The organism is Paracoccus seriniphilus (assembly GCF_028553745.1).
Taxonomy (GTDB): domain Bacteria; phylum Pseudomonadota; class Alphaproteobacteria; order Rhodobacterales; family Rhodobacteraceae; genus Paracoccus; species Paracoccus seriniphilus.
In genome coordinates, this window is the sequence record NZ_CP067131.1 from 249,805 (window position 1) to 263,734 (window position 13,930).

Below are 13,930 nucleotides of genomic sequence, written 5' to 3' on the forward strand. Positions count from 1 at the left end.
AGGCAGCACCCCTCATAATTCCAACAATTTCACTTGGGTATTTACGCGAAGAAGAAGAATCTGTTGCAGGAATATCGCAGTAAACTAGTCGGGAATATCTGCAGTGGCCAATGTCGTCACGCCAAGTGGCGCGTGATGCCACCAGACCATCCGCTCTCCGGCCGGCCCGGACAGCCTGAGACGCTGATCCTCGCATGCCATGACGCGGTAATCCTTCATAAGGGTGCCGCATTGCCACTCTGCAGGCAGGGATTTGAAGGCTGCCTCCTTCGCGGAAAACACGAGAGTAAGATAGCTTTCCCATGAAAGATGGGTCGGGCGCATGGCCTCATCCTGCGGGGAGAGGATATGGCCGGCCAGCAATCGGGCCGTGGCGCTGTTCAGAGAGGTTTCGCAATCAACGCCAATCCTGCGGCCACAATCCGAGGCCACGGCGATGGCGCGGCGTCGATCATGGCTGATCGAGCCAAGGATTCCTGTGGGCCAACGGGCATGTATTTCACGCAGCCCGGAATGATCTGCAACACCCAGGCTGTTCAAAGCGTGCATCGCACATATCCTGCCTGCCAACCAGTCCCGCCGCCGCCGCCGGCCTGCGCCCTTCAATTCCGGGGAAAGATCGACCTGCAGATCCTTCTCCTCCCGTGACTGCAACAGCAAATGATCATCGAGATCCGTGTCGCTAAGATCATCGTAAATCAGTTCTGCCCATGTGATTTCCGCGACAGGAAATGGGGCGCCGGTCCTTATGCTGGCAATTCGCATGTCCTTGGGTCCCGTCAGTGTCGTGAAAAGAAATCGTGATGGGCAATTCTATATCTGACTTTTTTAGTTGACTATAGCGCGGGTTGAATACAAGTTCCGCCGCAAGTCGCAGTTCCCTCTGTGGCCCGGGTTGCCTGGCTTGTCTTGCGACGGCCTGCAACCCTCTCTGAAATTTCGCTGCGCGGCCTGCGCGGCTTCCGGATCGCCAGTCCGGCGCAACAACCAGATGCGAAGGTCAAGCTGAAGGGCTTTTCGATGAATTTCTCGCTGTTCGATGGTCGTGGATCCACTGTGGCCGCAGACGCCGGTCATTTCGCGTTCAGCGGCCCGTCCGGTCATATACGTGCGACAGGCGCCCCGGTCGCGATTGCACGGGGCAGCATTGATTCGCTGGAGACGAGGCTGGAAGGGGCCTTTGCCGATTGCGGTCCCGAAGCGATCATTGGCGGCGCCATGCCCTTTCATCGGCAGGATCACGACTATTTGTGGCTGTCGCCGCGCTGTACGGGTGTGTTCCAGACGGTAGAGCGTAGCCCGGCCGAAGCGGTCGCGGATCACGCCCGCGCCGATCCGCCTGTCGAGATTTATACCAATGCGGTGATCACAGCCCTGCGCCAGATGGAGCGAGAGCGCGATCTGCCCGAGGGATTGAAGAAAATCGTGCTTGCGCGTTCACTGAAGGTGCGCACTCAGGACCCGATTTCGCTGGACGGGCTGATGGCACGTCTGGCGGATGATCCCACGACCACCGCATTTCGGGTTGCCCTGCCCGATCCCGGGAATCGCCCTCGTGCCTTGATCGGCGCCTCGCCGGAACTGTTGCTGGAGAAGCGGGGGAACCACATCTGCTCTTACCCGCTGGCGGGTTCGGCACGCCGTTTGCCGGACACGGTCGAGGATGCCGATGCCTGTGCCCGCCTTGCAAGCTCGGAGAAGGATCGGCGTGAACATGCCATCGTTGTCGAATATATTCTGGATACGCTGGCACCATTTTGCGATCAGCTTGCCTGTCCGGACGGGACGCGGCTGACCTGCACGCGCAGCATGTGGCATCTGGGCACGCGCATCACCGGCCAGGTCAAGGACCGGGACATGCCGGCAGCCCTGCTGGCTGCACATCTGCACCCGACACCTGCCGTCTGCGGATCGCCGCGCGACCGTGCCGATGAATTGATCCGGCATCTGGAGCCGGTGCCGCGCGGCTTTTACGCGGGAGCCGTGGGCTGGAGCGCGAAGAATGGCGACGGGGCCTGGCATGTCGCCATACGTTGCGCCGATATCTGCGGTTGCGACGCCCGGCTGTTTGCGGGCGCCGGCATTATCCCCGGATCCGACCCAATGGCCGAAGCCGTTGAAACCGGCAGCAAGTTCGCGGCACTCTTGCGGGCTCTTGGCATGCCTGCCAGCGCGGCTCTGGCCGGACTGGAATGATACGAACCCAAGGACACAACATGGCTCTGCCCGGTATTCCATCCTATACTCCACCATCAGAAAATCTGCCGGAAGCCCGCGCAAACTGGGAATTGCACCCGACCCGCGCGGCGCTGTTGGTCCATGACATGCAACGGTATTTCTGCCGTCCTTTCCCGCAGGAAGGCGCGCCACTGGACACGGTCGTGCGCAATATCGCACGCCTGATTTCCGCCGCGCGCGGGGCAGATATTCCGGTCTTCTACACGGCCCAGAAGGGCAATCAGTTCGGGCCCGACCGTGGCTTGCAGGCAGATCTGTGGGGCCCCGGCATGCAGGCCATCCCTGAACATGAAGAGATCCTGCCCGAACTGGCCCCGCATCACCGGGATATCGTGCTGGTCAAACATCGCTATAGCGCCTTTCAGCGGTCAAATCTGGAAAGCCTGATGCGGGCCCGGGGACGTGATCAGCTGATCGTGACCGGTATCTATGCCCATATCGGTTGCCTCTGCACCGCTGCCGAGGCCTTTCAGCGGGACATCCAGCCTTTCGCGATTGCCGATGCGCAGGCAGATTTCGACGAAGCGCGCCACAATATGGCCATGGGCTGGGTGGCCTCTTGCTGTGGTGGCGTCCTGTCGACGCAAACGGCCCTGAACCGGATGGAGGCGACATGCAACTGACAGGATTCGAAGGACAGACCGCCCTTGTGACCGGAGCCGCAGGGGGCATCGGGCTGGCCATGGTCAGCCTGCTGCGTCAGTCGGGAGCCAATGTCCTTGCCACGGACATGCCACGCATGCTGGAGGGAAAATCCGACGAACCCGGACTGATCTGGAAGCCATTGGATGTCCGCGACGAAAACGCGGTGGAACCTGCCTTCGAGGCCGCCGCTGCGGCATTCGGCCCGGTCAGCCTGGTCGCCCATGCAGCCGGCGTGCTGGCAAACAAGCCAATCCTTGAAACCAGTGCCGACGAATGGGCGCGCGTCACCCAGATCAACGCCGGTGGCACCTTTCATGTCCTGCGCGCGGCGGGTCGCCACATGGCGCCCCGGCGCAAGGGGGCGATCGTCGTGATCGGATCGAACGCGGGGGGGATTCCGCGCCAGGACATGGCCAGCTATGCCGCCTCCAAGGCGGCGGCGGCGATGTTGACGCGCTGTGCGGGTCTGGAATTCGCCCAGTTCGGCCTGCGCTGCAATCTGGTGGCACCAGGATCGACCCTGACTCCGATGCAGACCGGCATGTGGGCAGATGATCGCGGTGCCGAACGTGTCATTGCGGGCGATCTGGCCACGCATCGCACCGGGATTCCTCTTGGCAAGCTGGCAACGCCAGAGGATATCGCTCAGGCGGCCATGTTCCTGCTGTCGGAACAGGCCGGCCATATCACCATGGCCGACCTCTATGTGGATGGAGGAGCGACGCTGCGGGCATGAGCCGCAGTTGTCATCAGGCCTACAGCCGGGATTCGATCAGCGCCCACCAGGCATCAATCGACGGATTGGCCGCCAATTCGTCGAAGCCAATCCTGACGCCGCGCTGTTCAAGTTCGGCGATCAGTTTCATGACGCTGACGGAATCGAGACCATACATCATCAGGTTCTCGTCCGGCAGGATCTCTTCCTCATCCTCGATCATTTCGGCAACCTTGCCGGCAAGCCATTCCCGATCAGGCGCATTGGGGAACATGTCGTTCATTTCTTGATCCTTCCTAAACAGGTGCCGTTTCCAGACTGATCCGCAACTGGCGTTTGTCGGTCTTGCCCACCGCTGTCAGCGGCAGATGTTCCACGAAACGGAAGCGATCGGGCAGCTTGTAATCGGCGATTCCCATGCTGATCAGATGGCGGCGCAATTCCGAGGCTCGCATTTCTCGACGTGCCACGATGAAGGCACAGCTTTTCTCGCCCAGAGCCTCATCGGCAAAGCCGACAAGCGCGGCCTGCACAACCTCGGGGTGGCGCATCAGCAGATGTTCGATTTCTTCGGATGCGATCTTCTCTCCGCCGCGATTGATCTGATCCTTCAGCCTGCCGACGACGCGCAGATTGCCACGCGGACCGCGCAGGACCAGATCACCACTGTAATAGAAGCCTTCGGCATCGAATGCGCGACGGTTCTGTTCGGGGGCCTTGTAATAGCCGCGGAATGTATAGGGGCCGCGCACCGCCAGCTGTCCGGGCATACCGTCGGGCACCGGGTTGCCATTCTCATCGAGGATCCTGACCTCGTCGTCGGGGCTGATCGGACGGCCCTGCGTGGTGAAGACGACCTCATCAGGATCGTCCAGCCGGGTATAATTGACCAGACCTTCGGCCATGCCGAACACCTGCTGCAGGCGACAGCCCAACACCTCTGGCACCTGGCGGGCCAGCGATTCCGCGAAACTGGCACCGCCGACAAGCAGATGCTCCAGCGGGCGCGGAGCACCCTGCGCGCTGGCCGCCTGCACCCAAAGGGCGACGGCGGCCGGAACCAGTCCCGTCATGGTGACGCCATGGCGCGCGATCAGATCAAAGCAGGCGCGCGGTTCGGGGCCTGGGGCCATGACGACCGTGCCGCCGGCATGAAAGACACCAAGCGCACCGGGCGAACTCATCAGGAAGTTATGGGGCGCGGGCAAGGCGACCAGAAAGCGGGTCGCCTCGGACACGCCGCAGATATCGTTGCTGGCGCGCACACTGTAATCATAGTCATCATGGGTGCGCGGGATCAGCTTGGGCGTGCCGGTACTGCCGCCCGACAGCTGAAAGAAAGCGACCTCGTCAGAGGCCGAGGGGCTGGCAGATCCGGGCAACAGGCTGTCTTGCGTGGTCCAGCTTGTCAGGTCATGCGCGGGATTGTCGTCCCCCAGCATCAGGATTTCCTCGATCCCGCCCAGCAGGGTCAGTTTGCGCAGAAAGGCGTCGTCTCCGAACAGGGGATGGCCGCGATCCGCAACAAGCAGCCGGGGGCGGATCTGCTCGGCATAAGAGGACAATTCGACCTGCCGATGGCTGTACAGCGCATTGACCGGAGCCACGCCGATCTTCATCAGTGCCATGAAGGTGATATAGAATTCGGCGCTGTTGGGCAACTGGACCAGGGCCGTATCACCCTGCCCCAGGCCGACATTGGCCAGTCGCGCCGCCAGATTGGTCGCCGCGCGGTCGAATGCGCTATAGGTGATCTGGCGGTTGCCACAGATGATTGCCACAGCCTCGGGACGCAACCGGGCCTGCCGTTCCACAGCCGCGCAAAGAGGTTTCCCGGCCCAATAGCCCCGCTGCCGGTATAGATCCGCCAATTCTTTGGGCCATTTCGTAAATTCTATCATCTTCGCAAGACCTTGTCCGATTCATTGCCCATGCGCCGCCCTGTGCGAGGCGACGAGCAGGCACCGTGGCATTGACGGCAGGGGATTCTTAAGTATTTTTGTCGGAAATTGTCAATCCGGTCGCGTAGCCCTGAATGCCAGGCCCCCCAATCCGCAAGGCACAGCATATGACCACGACCCGTCCGCCCCGCGACTGGCATGATCTGACGTTGGGACAGCTGGATTTCTGGCAAGAGGCCTGCGCCCATCCGGGAAAATCGGTCTCGACCGTTGCCCATGTCACGCGCCTCACCGATGTGCTGAACCGAGATGCCTTCACCAAGGCCGTCAATCGGGTCGCTGCTGAAGCCGGGGTCTTGTCTCTGCGTTTCCGGACCTGCAATGACGGGATCGTCCGCCAGACCGTCGACCCCACCCAGACTCCGAAGCTGCGCCATATCGACCTGCGGCAGGAAACGGACCCCGAGACCACGGCCCTGCACATGATGCAGGAGGACATCGACCTGGCGCTGGACCTGACGCGCGATCCGCTGTCGGCACAATGGCTGATCCAACTCGGGGCGCGGGAATGGCTGTGGTATTGTCGGGGGCATCACATCTTTCTGGACGGCTATTCCATGTCGCTGATCGAAGGCCGCGTGGCCCGGCTTTACAATGCCGGCCTGTCGGGAGTTGATTCCGGACCTTCCTTCCTGCCCTTTGCAGATTATCTGCAGGAAGAGAACAGATACCGTGCCGGTCCGTGCCATGCCAGAGACGGCGAGTTCTGGCGCAATTATCTGGATGGCGCGACCGATTTGCAGGTATTGCGCAAGGGCGATGAGGATTACCCACAACACCCATATGAAAGCTGCATCGAGCTTGCGCATCTTGTTCCCGCCCTGCGACAAATGGCCGAGCAACTGCGCCTTGGCTGGCCCGATCTGCTGACCCTGCTGAGCGGGATCTGGCTGTGGTCCTGTCCGGGCGAGGATCGCCGCAGCCCGCGCCAACCGCAGACCATCTGGCTGCCATTCATGGGACGAATGGGCAGCGTCAGCGCGTCGATCCCCGCAATGGTTGTGAATATCCTGCCCTTTCGGGTCGATGTGTCCGGCAGCCTGTCGCTATCCGAGCAGCTGGCCATCATGGCGGAGGATCGGCGCAGATGCAGACGACATGGGCGCTATCGGATCGAACAGATGACTTCAGATCGCCGGATTGGCGAAGCGAAACGGTTTTTCTTTTCTCCTCTGGTGAATGTGCTGCCCTTTGAAACCTCGGAACTTTCTGGCTGCCGGACCGAACGCAGGGTTCTGGCCGCCGGACCCGGCGACGGTTTCAATGTCAGCTTTTCGGCACGCAATGACGGCAGCGGGCTGGCACTGATCATTGAAGCCGATCCCGCGCTGACCTCGGCCACGCTTTTCGTCCGTCAGGTCGAAGAGTTCCCACGTTTTCTTGACAACGCCCTTCGGCAGGTCAGCGAACGTTCAGTCGATGAGCTTTGCGCCTGTCTTCAACCCTGCTGAAATCTGTAGGCCACGCGATGTGAATAGACCTGCCCCGGCCGCAGAATGCTGTTTGGGAAATCGGGTCGGTTGGGCGCATCCGGCCAATGCTGCGTTTCCAGCGCGACACCGGCGCGGGGGCCATAGACCCGCCCCTGCAATCCACGCAAACCGTCAAAATGCGCGCCATCATAGATTTGCAGCCCCGGAGCGTCGGTTTCGACCTGCATCCCGAGACCACTCTGGCCCGTCAATTCCGCAACGGGCCGATAGCCCGCAGAAGGGTCCGACAGGCAAAAGTTGTGGTCATAGCCCTCTGCGCCGATCTGGCGGGGCACACGGAAATCAAAGCGGTTGCCCTCGACCGACGCGGGTGCCGGCAAGGGGATCAGATCATCATCTACCGGCAGATAGTGATCGGCGGCGATGCGCAGCTTGTGGTCACAGATATCCGCGCTGCCATCCAGATTGAAAAAACCGTGATGGGCCAGACTGCAGGGGGTGGGCCTGTCACTTGTTGCAGAGATGCGGAACTCCAATGCGTTACCACTCAACGAAACGGTCACGCGAATATCCATGTTTCCCGGAAAGCCCATATGCCCATCCGCCAGCCTGTCGCGGAATGTCGCGTGAGCCGCTCCGACATCTTCGACCTGCCAGATATGGTGGTCGATTCCGTCCTGCCCGCCATGCAGGATGTGGCGGCCACGGAAATTCGCATCAAGGTGGTAACCCTGCCCGTCCAGCGCGAAACGGGCACCGGCGATCCGGTTGGCATACCGCCCGACCATGGCCCCGACATATCGGCCCGCATCCAGGTAATCGACGATATCGGCACATCCCAGAACCAGTGAATGGTCCACGCCCTTCATGCGCAGATCGCTGACGATCACACCCAGCGTCAGCACTGTCGCGCTCAACCCGCCGCCCTGCAACGTGATGGCATGGACAGGGCGACCATCGGGCAGCCTGGCAAATTCCTTCATGGTGTCATCCTTCTGGAGCGGTTTTCCTGCCACGAGATCGGGCTGCTGCATGCGATCACCATCATCGAATGATTGTGCGCAGTTTTCCAGAGTCGCCATCCTTTCCGTTCGACTCAGGGTCATTTTTTTGAGCACGAAACCGGACGCGGGATTGGCAAATGTCTGTTTTCATGTCATTTGTTCTTCAGCGAGTAGGAGAGTCACCGGAGCCTGTACGGGCATCCGGTCGAAGAAGGAGGGGCAGAAATGTCAGACGATCAATCAGAAATCCACGTTTCCGAAACGGTTGAAGCCGCATCGCAAGAGGCCGAGGTCTCGAAGGGCCGGCGCAAGTTCCTGCGCACGACCGGGCTGTCGGCCTTTGGTGCCATGCTGGGCATGACGATTCCCTTCGAGAAGAATCTGCCCGATGGTCTGGTGCCCGTCGCGCTGGCTCAGGATACCGGACAGGACATGATGGCCGACAAGAACGGGCTGATCGTTCTGAACGACCGTCCGCTGAATGCCGAAACCCCGGCCCATCTGCTGGATGATGACATCACGCCCTACGAACGGCTGTTCGTGCGCCTGAACGGTCTGGTGCCGCAGACCGCACTGGATGCCGATGCCGAGGGTTGGACCCTGACCATCGATGGCGAAGTCGACCAGCCGCTGACGCTGACCATCGCCGACCTCAAGTCGAAATACGAACATGTCACCCGCCGCATGGTCCTGGAATGCGGTGGCAACGGGCGCGCCTTCTTCAATCCCGGCGCCTCGGGCAACCAATGGGGCCTGGGTGCGGTCGGCTGCCCCGAATGGACGGGCGTGCGTCTGGCCGATGTCCTGAAAGATGCGGGTGTTCGCGATACTGCGGTCTATACGGCCCATTACGGCAATGACGTCCATCTGTCCGGCGACGAGGAAAAGGACACCATCTCGCGCGGCGTTCCGATTGAAAAAGCCATGGAAGATGATGCGATCATCGCCTGGGCAATGAACGGTCAGCCGATCCCGGCGCTGCACGGCTTTCCGCTGCGCCTCGTGATCCCCGGTTATCCCGGTTCGGTCTGCCAGAAATATCTGACGCGCATCTGGATCCGCGACCAGCAGCATGATGGCGCGAAAATGACCGGCTATTCCTATCGCCTGCCGGCCTATCCGGTTGCGCCGGGCACCGAAGTGCCGGAATCCGACATGGTCGTGATGACCGAAATGCCGGTCAAATCGCTGATCACCTTCCCGGAAACCGGCGCCGAGGTCACCGCGGGCGAAGCCACCGAAGTGCGCGGACATGCCTGGGCGGGCAATGGTGATGTCGCGGCAATGCATGTCTCGACCGATTTCGGCCAGACCTGGCAGGAGGCCACGCTGGAACCTGCGGTCAACCGCTTTGCCTGGCAAAGATGGCGGGCCAATGTCACCTTGCCGCAAAGCGGCTATTACGAGGTATGGGCGCGCGCGACCGACAAGAATGGCGTCAGCCAGCCGGTAACGACACCGGGCTGGAACCCGCGCGGCTATGGCAACAACATGCAGCATCGCATTGCGCTGATCGCTGCCTGATGCCGTCCAATTCCGCGACCGTCGATGATGGTCGCGGGCCCATCACCATGAACTGAGAGGATGCCATGCGCGGTATCACGACGGGACTCACCCTTGGTCTGCTTGGCCTGTTTGCGGCATTTCCCGCTGCAGCCCAAAGCGACACTGATCCGATGCGCGCCCTGCGCACTCAAAGCGCGGTGCCTGCACCCGAAAACCCGATGTTCGCCCTTCGCGCGTCCAGCCAGCGCGACGACAGTGACGGCCCGGCCGGAAACGAGGAATTCGGCGGACTTCCCGACGCTCCGGGTGCCGAGGAAACCTATTACCAATGCGTTGCCTGCCATTCGACCGACATCATCAAGCAACAGCGCATCACCGATGCCCGCTGGGATGATCTGTGGGACTGGATGGTCAAGAAACAGGGCATGTTCGAGCCGGAACCGGAAACCAAGGAGGTCATCCTTGGCTATCTGAAAACCCATTTCTCCTCGGAGCGCTGATCCTGTTCATCCGCCGTCAGCCGATCTCCGGTGACGGCGGATCTTCCTCTGATCAGCGATACAGCTGCTGGGGCAGCCACAGCGACAGCTGCGGAATGAAAGCCACCATGATCAGCACGACCAGCAGCGGAATCAGGAACGGGACCGTTGCCTTGACGCAGCGTTCGAAGCTGACGCCAGACACGCCTGCCAGCACGTAAAGCACCAGCCCCACCGGCGGCGTCAGCAGACCGATCATCAGTGCCAGCACCACCACGATGCCCAGATGCACAGGGTCAATTCCTGCCTGCGTGGCCACGGGCAGCAGAACCGGGACGAGGATGGTGATCGCAGCGACCGTTTCCATGAACAGGCCCAGCACCAGCACGATCACCAGAATTGCCAGCATGACGAACATCGGGTCGCTTGAAATCCCCAGCAGCCCACTGGCAAGATGGGCGGCGATCTGGTTGGAAATCAGGATCCAGGCAAAGATCGAGGAGGCCGCCACGATCAGCAGGATCGAAGCCGTCGTTTCGACCGTATCGAAAAGAACCCGCACCAGGTGACGCCAGGTCAGTGAGCGATAGACGAACATTCCCAGAATCAACGTCCAGATCACGGCCGCAACGGCTGCCTCGGTGGGCGTGAATGCCCCTGTCATGATGCCCCCGATAATGATGGCCGGGGTCAGCAGAGGCAGAAAGGCACGCATGAAGCTTTGACTTACATGGGGCAGGGCCAGTGCACCGTCACGCGGATAGCCACGCTTGTGCGAATACCAGGCAACCATGGTCATCAGCGCAAGGGCCATCAACATGCCCGGCAGCAATCCGGCGACGAAAAGTTCGCCAATCGAGGCGGATGCCATGACGCCATAAACGATCAGCGGCAACGAAGGCGGAATGATCGGACCGATTGTCGAAGAGGACGCCGTCACGCCCACCGCGAAATCGGTGTCATATCCGGCCTGCCGCATGGCGCGGATCTCGACACTTCCCAGCCCGCCCGCATCGGCCACCGCGGCCCCGGACATGCCGGCAAACATCACGCTGGCGCCGACATTCACATAACCCAGCCCACCGGGCAACCAGCCGATCAAGGCGCGGGCAAAGCCGAAGATCCTTTCGGTAATGCCCCCGGTATTCATCAGATGACCGGCCAGGATGAAGAAAGGCACCGCGAGCAGCGGAAAGCTGTCCACGCCGCCAACCATCCGGTGCAGGACCACCGCATCAGGCAGACCAGCCAGAGAGACATAGGCCAATGAGGCCAGGCCAAGCGCGACCCCGACCGGCAATCCCGCGATCAGAGTCACCGCCAGCACGGCAAACAAGACATATAGATCCATGATGTCAGACGGCCCCCAGCCGGGACATGGCGATCTGATCGGGGCTTTGCCGCGCGATACGCAAGAGATTGATTGCACAGTAAAGGGCGGTCAGCGCGCAGGACAGGGTGATCACCGTGTAGAGCGCCGATTTCGGGACCGGGACCGATATCATCATCTGCGCGGCAGTACGTTTCATCATATGCGTGCCGATAAGAGTCAGCCAGATGAAGAAACCGCAGGTCAGCGCCTCGGTGATCAATGCAAGCGGCTTGACGGCACCTGCGGGCACATGGCGATAGACCAGCCCCAGCGCCAGATGCGTGCCTCGACGCGAACAGATCGCGGTGCCCAGAAATGTCAGGGCAATCAGACAATAGCGGGCGACCTCTTCGGTCCAGCTGATACTGTCATTGAGCACGTAGCGCGTCACGAACTGCAGCGCGACGATCACGATCAGAAAGGTGAACAAGGCAAGCGCCGGTAGATCCTCGGGCCTGACCACCGAGATGTCGTCGGTAATTTCTTCGAAATCGATATTTTCGCCGGACATATCCGCTCCTGTTGAAAACGGGCCACCCCTGCGGGCGACCCGGGATCACATCACTCGTTGCCCGGCAGCGCCTGCAGGCGCTCGAATTGTTCCTTGGTGAAAGGCACATCAGCAGCCAGCAAAGCCGGTTGGACCACATCGATAAAGGCACCGCGGTCAACCTCATGAACATTCGTTCCCTGCTCGATGAACCAGTCGGCCAGTTCGCCTTCGGCCTTTTCGATTTCAGCGGTCACTTGTTCGGCATTCCTGACCAGGGCCGCGCGCAGGATGTCCGCATCCTCCTCGCCAATCTTCGAGACCGTCATCGGCGACAACAGTGTCAGCGTGCTGTTCATGATATGGCCGGTCAGGCTGATATCGCTTTGCACCTCATACAGCTTCTTGGCCTGGATCGTGGTCAGCGGATTTTCCTGCGCATCGACAACCCCCTGTTGCAGCCCCAGATAGACCTCCGAAAAGGCCATCGGCGTGGGGTTGGCCCCCGTCGCCTGAGGGAAGATCATATAGGCTGGAGCATTCGGCACGCGGATCTTCAGACCTTCCATATCGGCGGGCTTGGTGACGGGTTTGTTGGCGGTGACATGGCGCGCGCCGTAATAGCTGACAGCGGCAACTTCGACGCCATCCATGTTGTTGGACAGTTCTTGCTTCATTTCCGCCAGCAAATCGCTGTCACGGAAAGCGCGCCAGTGATCCATGCCCCGCAGCGTGAAGGGGTAATCCGTCATGCCGATGGGTGCATAGTAAGACGACACGAAACCGATGCCGGTATAGATGATATCCAGCGTGCCAAGGGTCAGACCTTCGCTCAGCGCCAGTTCCTCGCCCAGTTGCGAGGCCGGATAGACCTCGATGGTGACGCGCCCATCCGTGGCCATCTCGACCTCTTCAGCGACGCGCAATGCACCCTTATGCAGGGGATGCCCGGTTTCATAAACATGGGCGAATTTCAGTGTCTCGGCCAGACCGGGAATGGCGGTCAGAACCGTTGTCGCAATGGCAAGCGCCGTCGATGCCAGTATGGTTTTCATGGATATGCTCCGTTGGACCAGTTTGTTGTGATGGAATTCATTTGGCGCGTTCCGCGCTCTTGCTCATGCGGGCCTGAAGCAGGATCACCGCGAACAGCACGCCGCCCCGGATCACCATCTGCCAATAGGCCGACAAGGAAATCGTGCCGCGTCCGTTCTCGAAATTCAGCAGGTTGAAGACCAGTCCCAGCAGCAGCGCCCCGCCCACCGTCGCCGGGATCGAACCCAGCCCGCCGGTCAGCAATGTGCCGCCAACCACGACCGAGGCGATGGCCGTCAGTTCCCAGCCCGTGCCCTCCAATGGCTGGCCGGCACCAAATCCGCTGGCCAGGAACACTCCTGCCAGCCCCGCACAGCCGCCGCTGAGCAGATAGACAAAGACCTTGGCCCGCGTGACCTTCAGCCCCATCAGGCCCGAGGCTTCCTCGCTGCCGCCTACGGCCAATACGGTTCGCCCCAGAGGCGTGCGCTCCAGCACGACCCACAGGATGACTGCCGCGATGGCCACCAGAACGATGGTCCAGGGAATCGGGCCAAAGGCCTTGTCCATGCCCAGCTTGGTGAAATTGGAATCCCAATCCACCGCCACGGTCTGATTGCCTGAAATCACCAGTGATCCGCCCTTGGCCGCCAGCATGGTGGACAGCGTGGCGATAAAGGGCGGCAGGCGCATCGGCACGATCAGGATTGCGTTCACTGCCCCGAAGGCCACCCCCGCGGCGACTCCGCCGATCAGCGCGGGCACAATGCCCCAGGGTGAAAGATAGGCTGCAACAATCGACGTGAAGGCAGCAACATAGCCAACCGACAGGTCAATTCCGCCGGTCATGATGACAAAGCACATCCCCAGCGAAATGATGATGAACATCGAGTTGTAGTTCAGAAACGATCCCAGGTTGTAGGCGCTGCCGAAATTGTCATAGCGCAGCAGGCCAAAGATGATCATCGCGGCCAGTGCCACCCAGACCCCCGACATCTGGGCGTGCCGCCCCATCAATCCGCGCAAGTCGAACATCTCCGCATTTGCCATGG

14 protein-coding genes are annotated in these 13,930 nt (G+C 60.9%); 6 read left to right on the forward strand and 8 right to left on the reverse strand.

Features of this window, described 5'->3' with window-relative positions:
* Positions 1–84: 84 nt before the first annotated feature.
* Positions 85–765: a 4'-phosphopantetheinyl transferase family protein gene (locus JHW44_RS17555; RefSeq protein WP_089345613.1), complete on the reverse strand. Its 681-nt coding sequence runs from the start codon at positions 763–765 to the stop codon at positions 85–87.
* Positions 766–909: 144 nt separating this feature from the next.
* On the opposite strand from JHW44_RS17555, the gene JHW44_RS17560 reads away from it, so the two are divergent.
* From JHW44_RS17560 to JHW44_RS17570, 3 genes are read left to right on the forward strand one after another with little or no spacing between them, the layout of a single operon-like run.
* Complete coding sequence (locus tag JHW44_RS17560) at positions 910–2,196, forward strand: isochorismate synthase (RefSeq protein WP_143811488.1); 1,287 nt, start codon at positions 910–912, stop codon at positions 2,194–2,196.
* Between the two features lie 20 nt (positions 2,197–2,216).
* A complete protein-coding gene (locus JHW44_RS17565; protein WP_089345615.1) occupies positions 2,217–2,861 on the forward strand; it encodes an isochorismatase family protein in 645 nt (214 codons plus the stop codon).
* Positions 2,852–3,619: an SDR family oxidoreductase gene (locus tag JHW44_RS17570; protein WP_089345616.1), complete on the forward strand. Its 768-nt coding sequence runs from the start codon at positions 2,852–2,854 to the stop codon at positions 3,617–3,619. The genes JHW44_RS17565 and JHW44_RS17570 overlap by 10 nt, the downstream gene beginning before the upstream one ends.
* 19 nt (positions 3,620–3,638) lie before the next feature.
* Here the strand turns inward: JHW44_RS17570 and JHW44_RS17575 are convergent, their stop codons facing one another.
* Together JHW44_RS17575 and JHW44_RS17580 are read right to left on the reverse strand one after the other, a co-directional pair.
* Entirely contained in the window at positions 3,639–3,881 is a 243-nt protein-coding gene (locus JHW44_RS17575) for a phosphopantetheine-binding protein (RefSeq protein ID WP_089345617.1), read from the reverse strand.
* A gap of 13 nt (positions 3,882–3,894) precedes the next feature.
* Positions 3,895–5,499, reverse strand: a complete 1,605-nt coding sequence (locus JHW44_RS17580; RefSeq protein ID WP_089345618.1) for a (2,3-dihydroxybenzoyl)adenylate synthase — start codon at positions 5,497–5,499, stop codon at positions 3,895–3,897.
* Between the two features lie 167 nt (positions 5,500–5,666).
* Between JHW44_RS17580 and JHW44_RS17585 the strand changes: the two genes are divergently transcribed.
* The gene (locus tag JHW44_RS17585) at positions 5,667–7,010 is read left to right on the forward strand and encodes a condensation domain-containing protein (RefSeq protein WP_179217785.1); all 1,344 of its coding nucleotides are present in this window, start codon (positions 5,667–5,669) and stop codon (positions 7,008–7,010) included.
* On the opposite strand, the gene JHW44_RS17590 is transcribed toward JHW44_RS17585, so the two are convergent.
* The gene (locus JHW44_RS17590) at positions 6,998–7,975 is read right to left on the reverse strand and encodes an aldose epimerase family protein (protein ID WP_089345666.1); all 978 of its coding nucleotides are present in this window, start codon (positions 7,973–7,975) and stop codon (positions 6,998–7,000) included. The two genes, JHW44_RS17585 and JHW44_RS17590, sit on opposite strands and share 13 nt — an antisense overlap.
* A gap of 246 nt (positions 7,976–8,221) precedes the next feature.
* On the opposite strand from JHW44_RS17590, the gene JHW44_RS17595 reads away from it, so the two are divergent.
* Complete coding sequence (locus JHW44_RS17595; RefSeq protein ID WP_089345620.1) at positions 8,222–9,520, forward strand: sulfite oxidase; 1,299 nt, start codon at positions 8,222–8,224, stop codon at positions 9,518–9,520.
* A 65-nt stretch (positions 9,521–9,585) separates the two neighbouring features.
* Positions 9,586–10,002, forward strand: a complete 417-nt coding sequence (locus JHW44_RS17600) for a hypothetical protein (RefSeq protein WP_089345621.1) — start codon at positions 9,586–9,588, stop codon at positions 10,000–10,002.
* A gap of 52 nt (positions 10,003–10,054) precedes the next feature.
* Here JHW44_RS17600 and JHW44_RS17605 read toward each other — a convergent pair whose 3' ends face one another.
* Genes JHW44_RS17605 through JHW44_RS17620 form a run of 4 tightly spaced genes read right to left on the reverse strand, consistent with a single transcriptional unit; the run spans position 10,055 to position 13,928 of the window.
* Positions 10,055–11,332, reverse strand: coding sequence for a TRAP transporter large permease (locus tag JHW44_RS17605; protein WP_089345622.1), 1,278 nt, complete (start codon positions 11,330–11,332; stop codon positions 10,055–10,057).
* 4 nt (positions 11,333–11,336) lie between these two features.
* Positions 11,337–11,864, reverse strand: coding sequence for a TRAP transporter small permease (locus JHW44_RS17610; RefSeq protein WP_089345623.1), 528 nt, complete (start codon positions 11,862–11,864; stop codon positions 11,337–11,339).
* A 50-nt stretch (positions 11,865–11,914) separates the two neighbouring features.
* Positions 11,915–12,898, reverse strand: coding sequence for a sialic acid TRAP transporter substrate-binding protein SiaP (locus JHW44_RS17615; protein WP_089345624.1), 984 nt, complete (start codon positions 12,896–12,898; stop codon positions 11,915–11,917).
* A 37-nt stretch (positions 12,899–12,935) separates the two neighbouring features.
* On the reverse strand, positions 12,936–13,928 hold the full coding sequence (locus JHW44_RS17620; protein WP_089345625.1) for an ABC transporter permease: 993 nt from the start codon (positions 13,926–13,928) through the stop codon (positions 12,936–12,938).
* Between the last annotated feature and the right edge of the window lie 2 nt (positions 13,929–13,930).

Bases quoted from the DNA above. Each gene is read 5' to 3' on its own strand.
- JHW44_RS17555 (WP_089345613.1), bottom strand. From the start codon at position 765: ATGCGAATTGCCAGCATAAGGACCGGCGCCCCATTTCCTGTCGCGGAA.
- JHW44_RS17565 (WP_089345615.1), top strand. From the start codon at position 2,217: ATGGCTCTGCCCGGTATTCCATCCTATACTCCACCATCAGAAAATCTG.
- JHW44_RS17570 (WP_089345616.1), top strand. From the start codon at position 2,852: ATGCAACTGACAGGATTCGAAGGACAGACCGCCCTTGTGACCGGAGCC.
- JHW44_RS17575 (WP_089345617.1), bottom strand. From the start codon at position 3,881: ATGAACGACATGTTCCCCAATGCGCCTGATCGGGAATGGCTTGCCGGC.
- JHW44_RS17580 (WP_089345618.1), bottom strand. From the start codon at position 5,499: ATGATAGAATTTACGAAATGGCCCAAAGAATTGGCGGATCTATACCGG.
- JHW44_RS17585 (WP_179217785.1), top strand. From the start codon at position 5,667: ATGACCACGACCCGTCCGCCCCGCGACTGGCATGATCTGACGTTGGGA.
- JHW44_RS17590 (WP_089345666.1), bottom strand. From the start codon at position 7,975: ATGAAGGAATTTGCCAGGCTGCCCGATGGTCGCCCTGTCCATGCCATC.
- JHW44_RS17595 (WP_089345620.1), top strand. From the start codon at position 8,222: ATGTCAGACGATCAATCAGAAATCCACGTTTCCGAAACGGTTGAAGCC.
- JHW44_RS17600 (WP_089345621.1), top strand. From the start codon at position 9,586: ATGCGCGGTATCACGACGGGACTCACCCTTGGTCTGCTTGGCCTGTTT.
- JHW44_RS17605 (WP_089345622.1), bottom strand. From the start codon at position 11,332: ATGGATCTATATGTCTTGTTTGCCGTGCTGGCGGTGACTCTGATCGCG.
- JHW44_RS17610 (WP_089345623.1), bottom strand. From the start codon at position 11,864: ATGTCCGGCGAAAATATCGATTTCGAAGAAATTACCGACGACATCTCG.
- JHW44_RS17615 (WP_089345624.1), bottom strand. From the start codon at position 12,898: ATGAAAACCATACTGGCATCGACGGCGCTTGCCATTGCGACAACGGTT.
- JHW44_RS17620 (WP_089345625.1), bottom strand. From the start codon at position 13,928: ATGGCAAATGCGGAGATGTTCGACTTGCGCGGATTGATGGGGCGGCAC.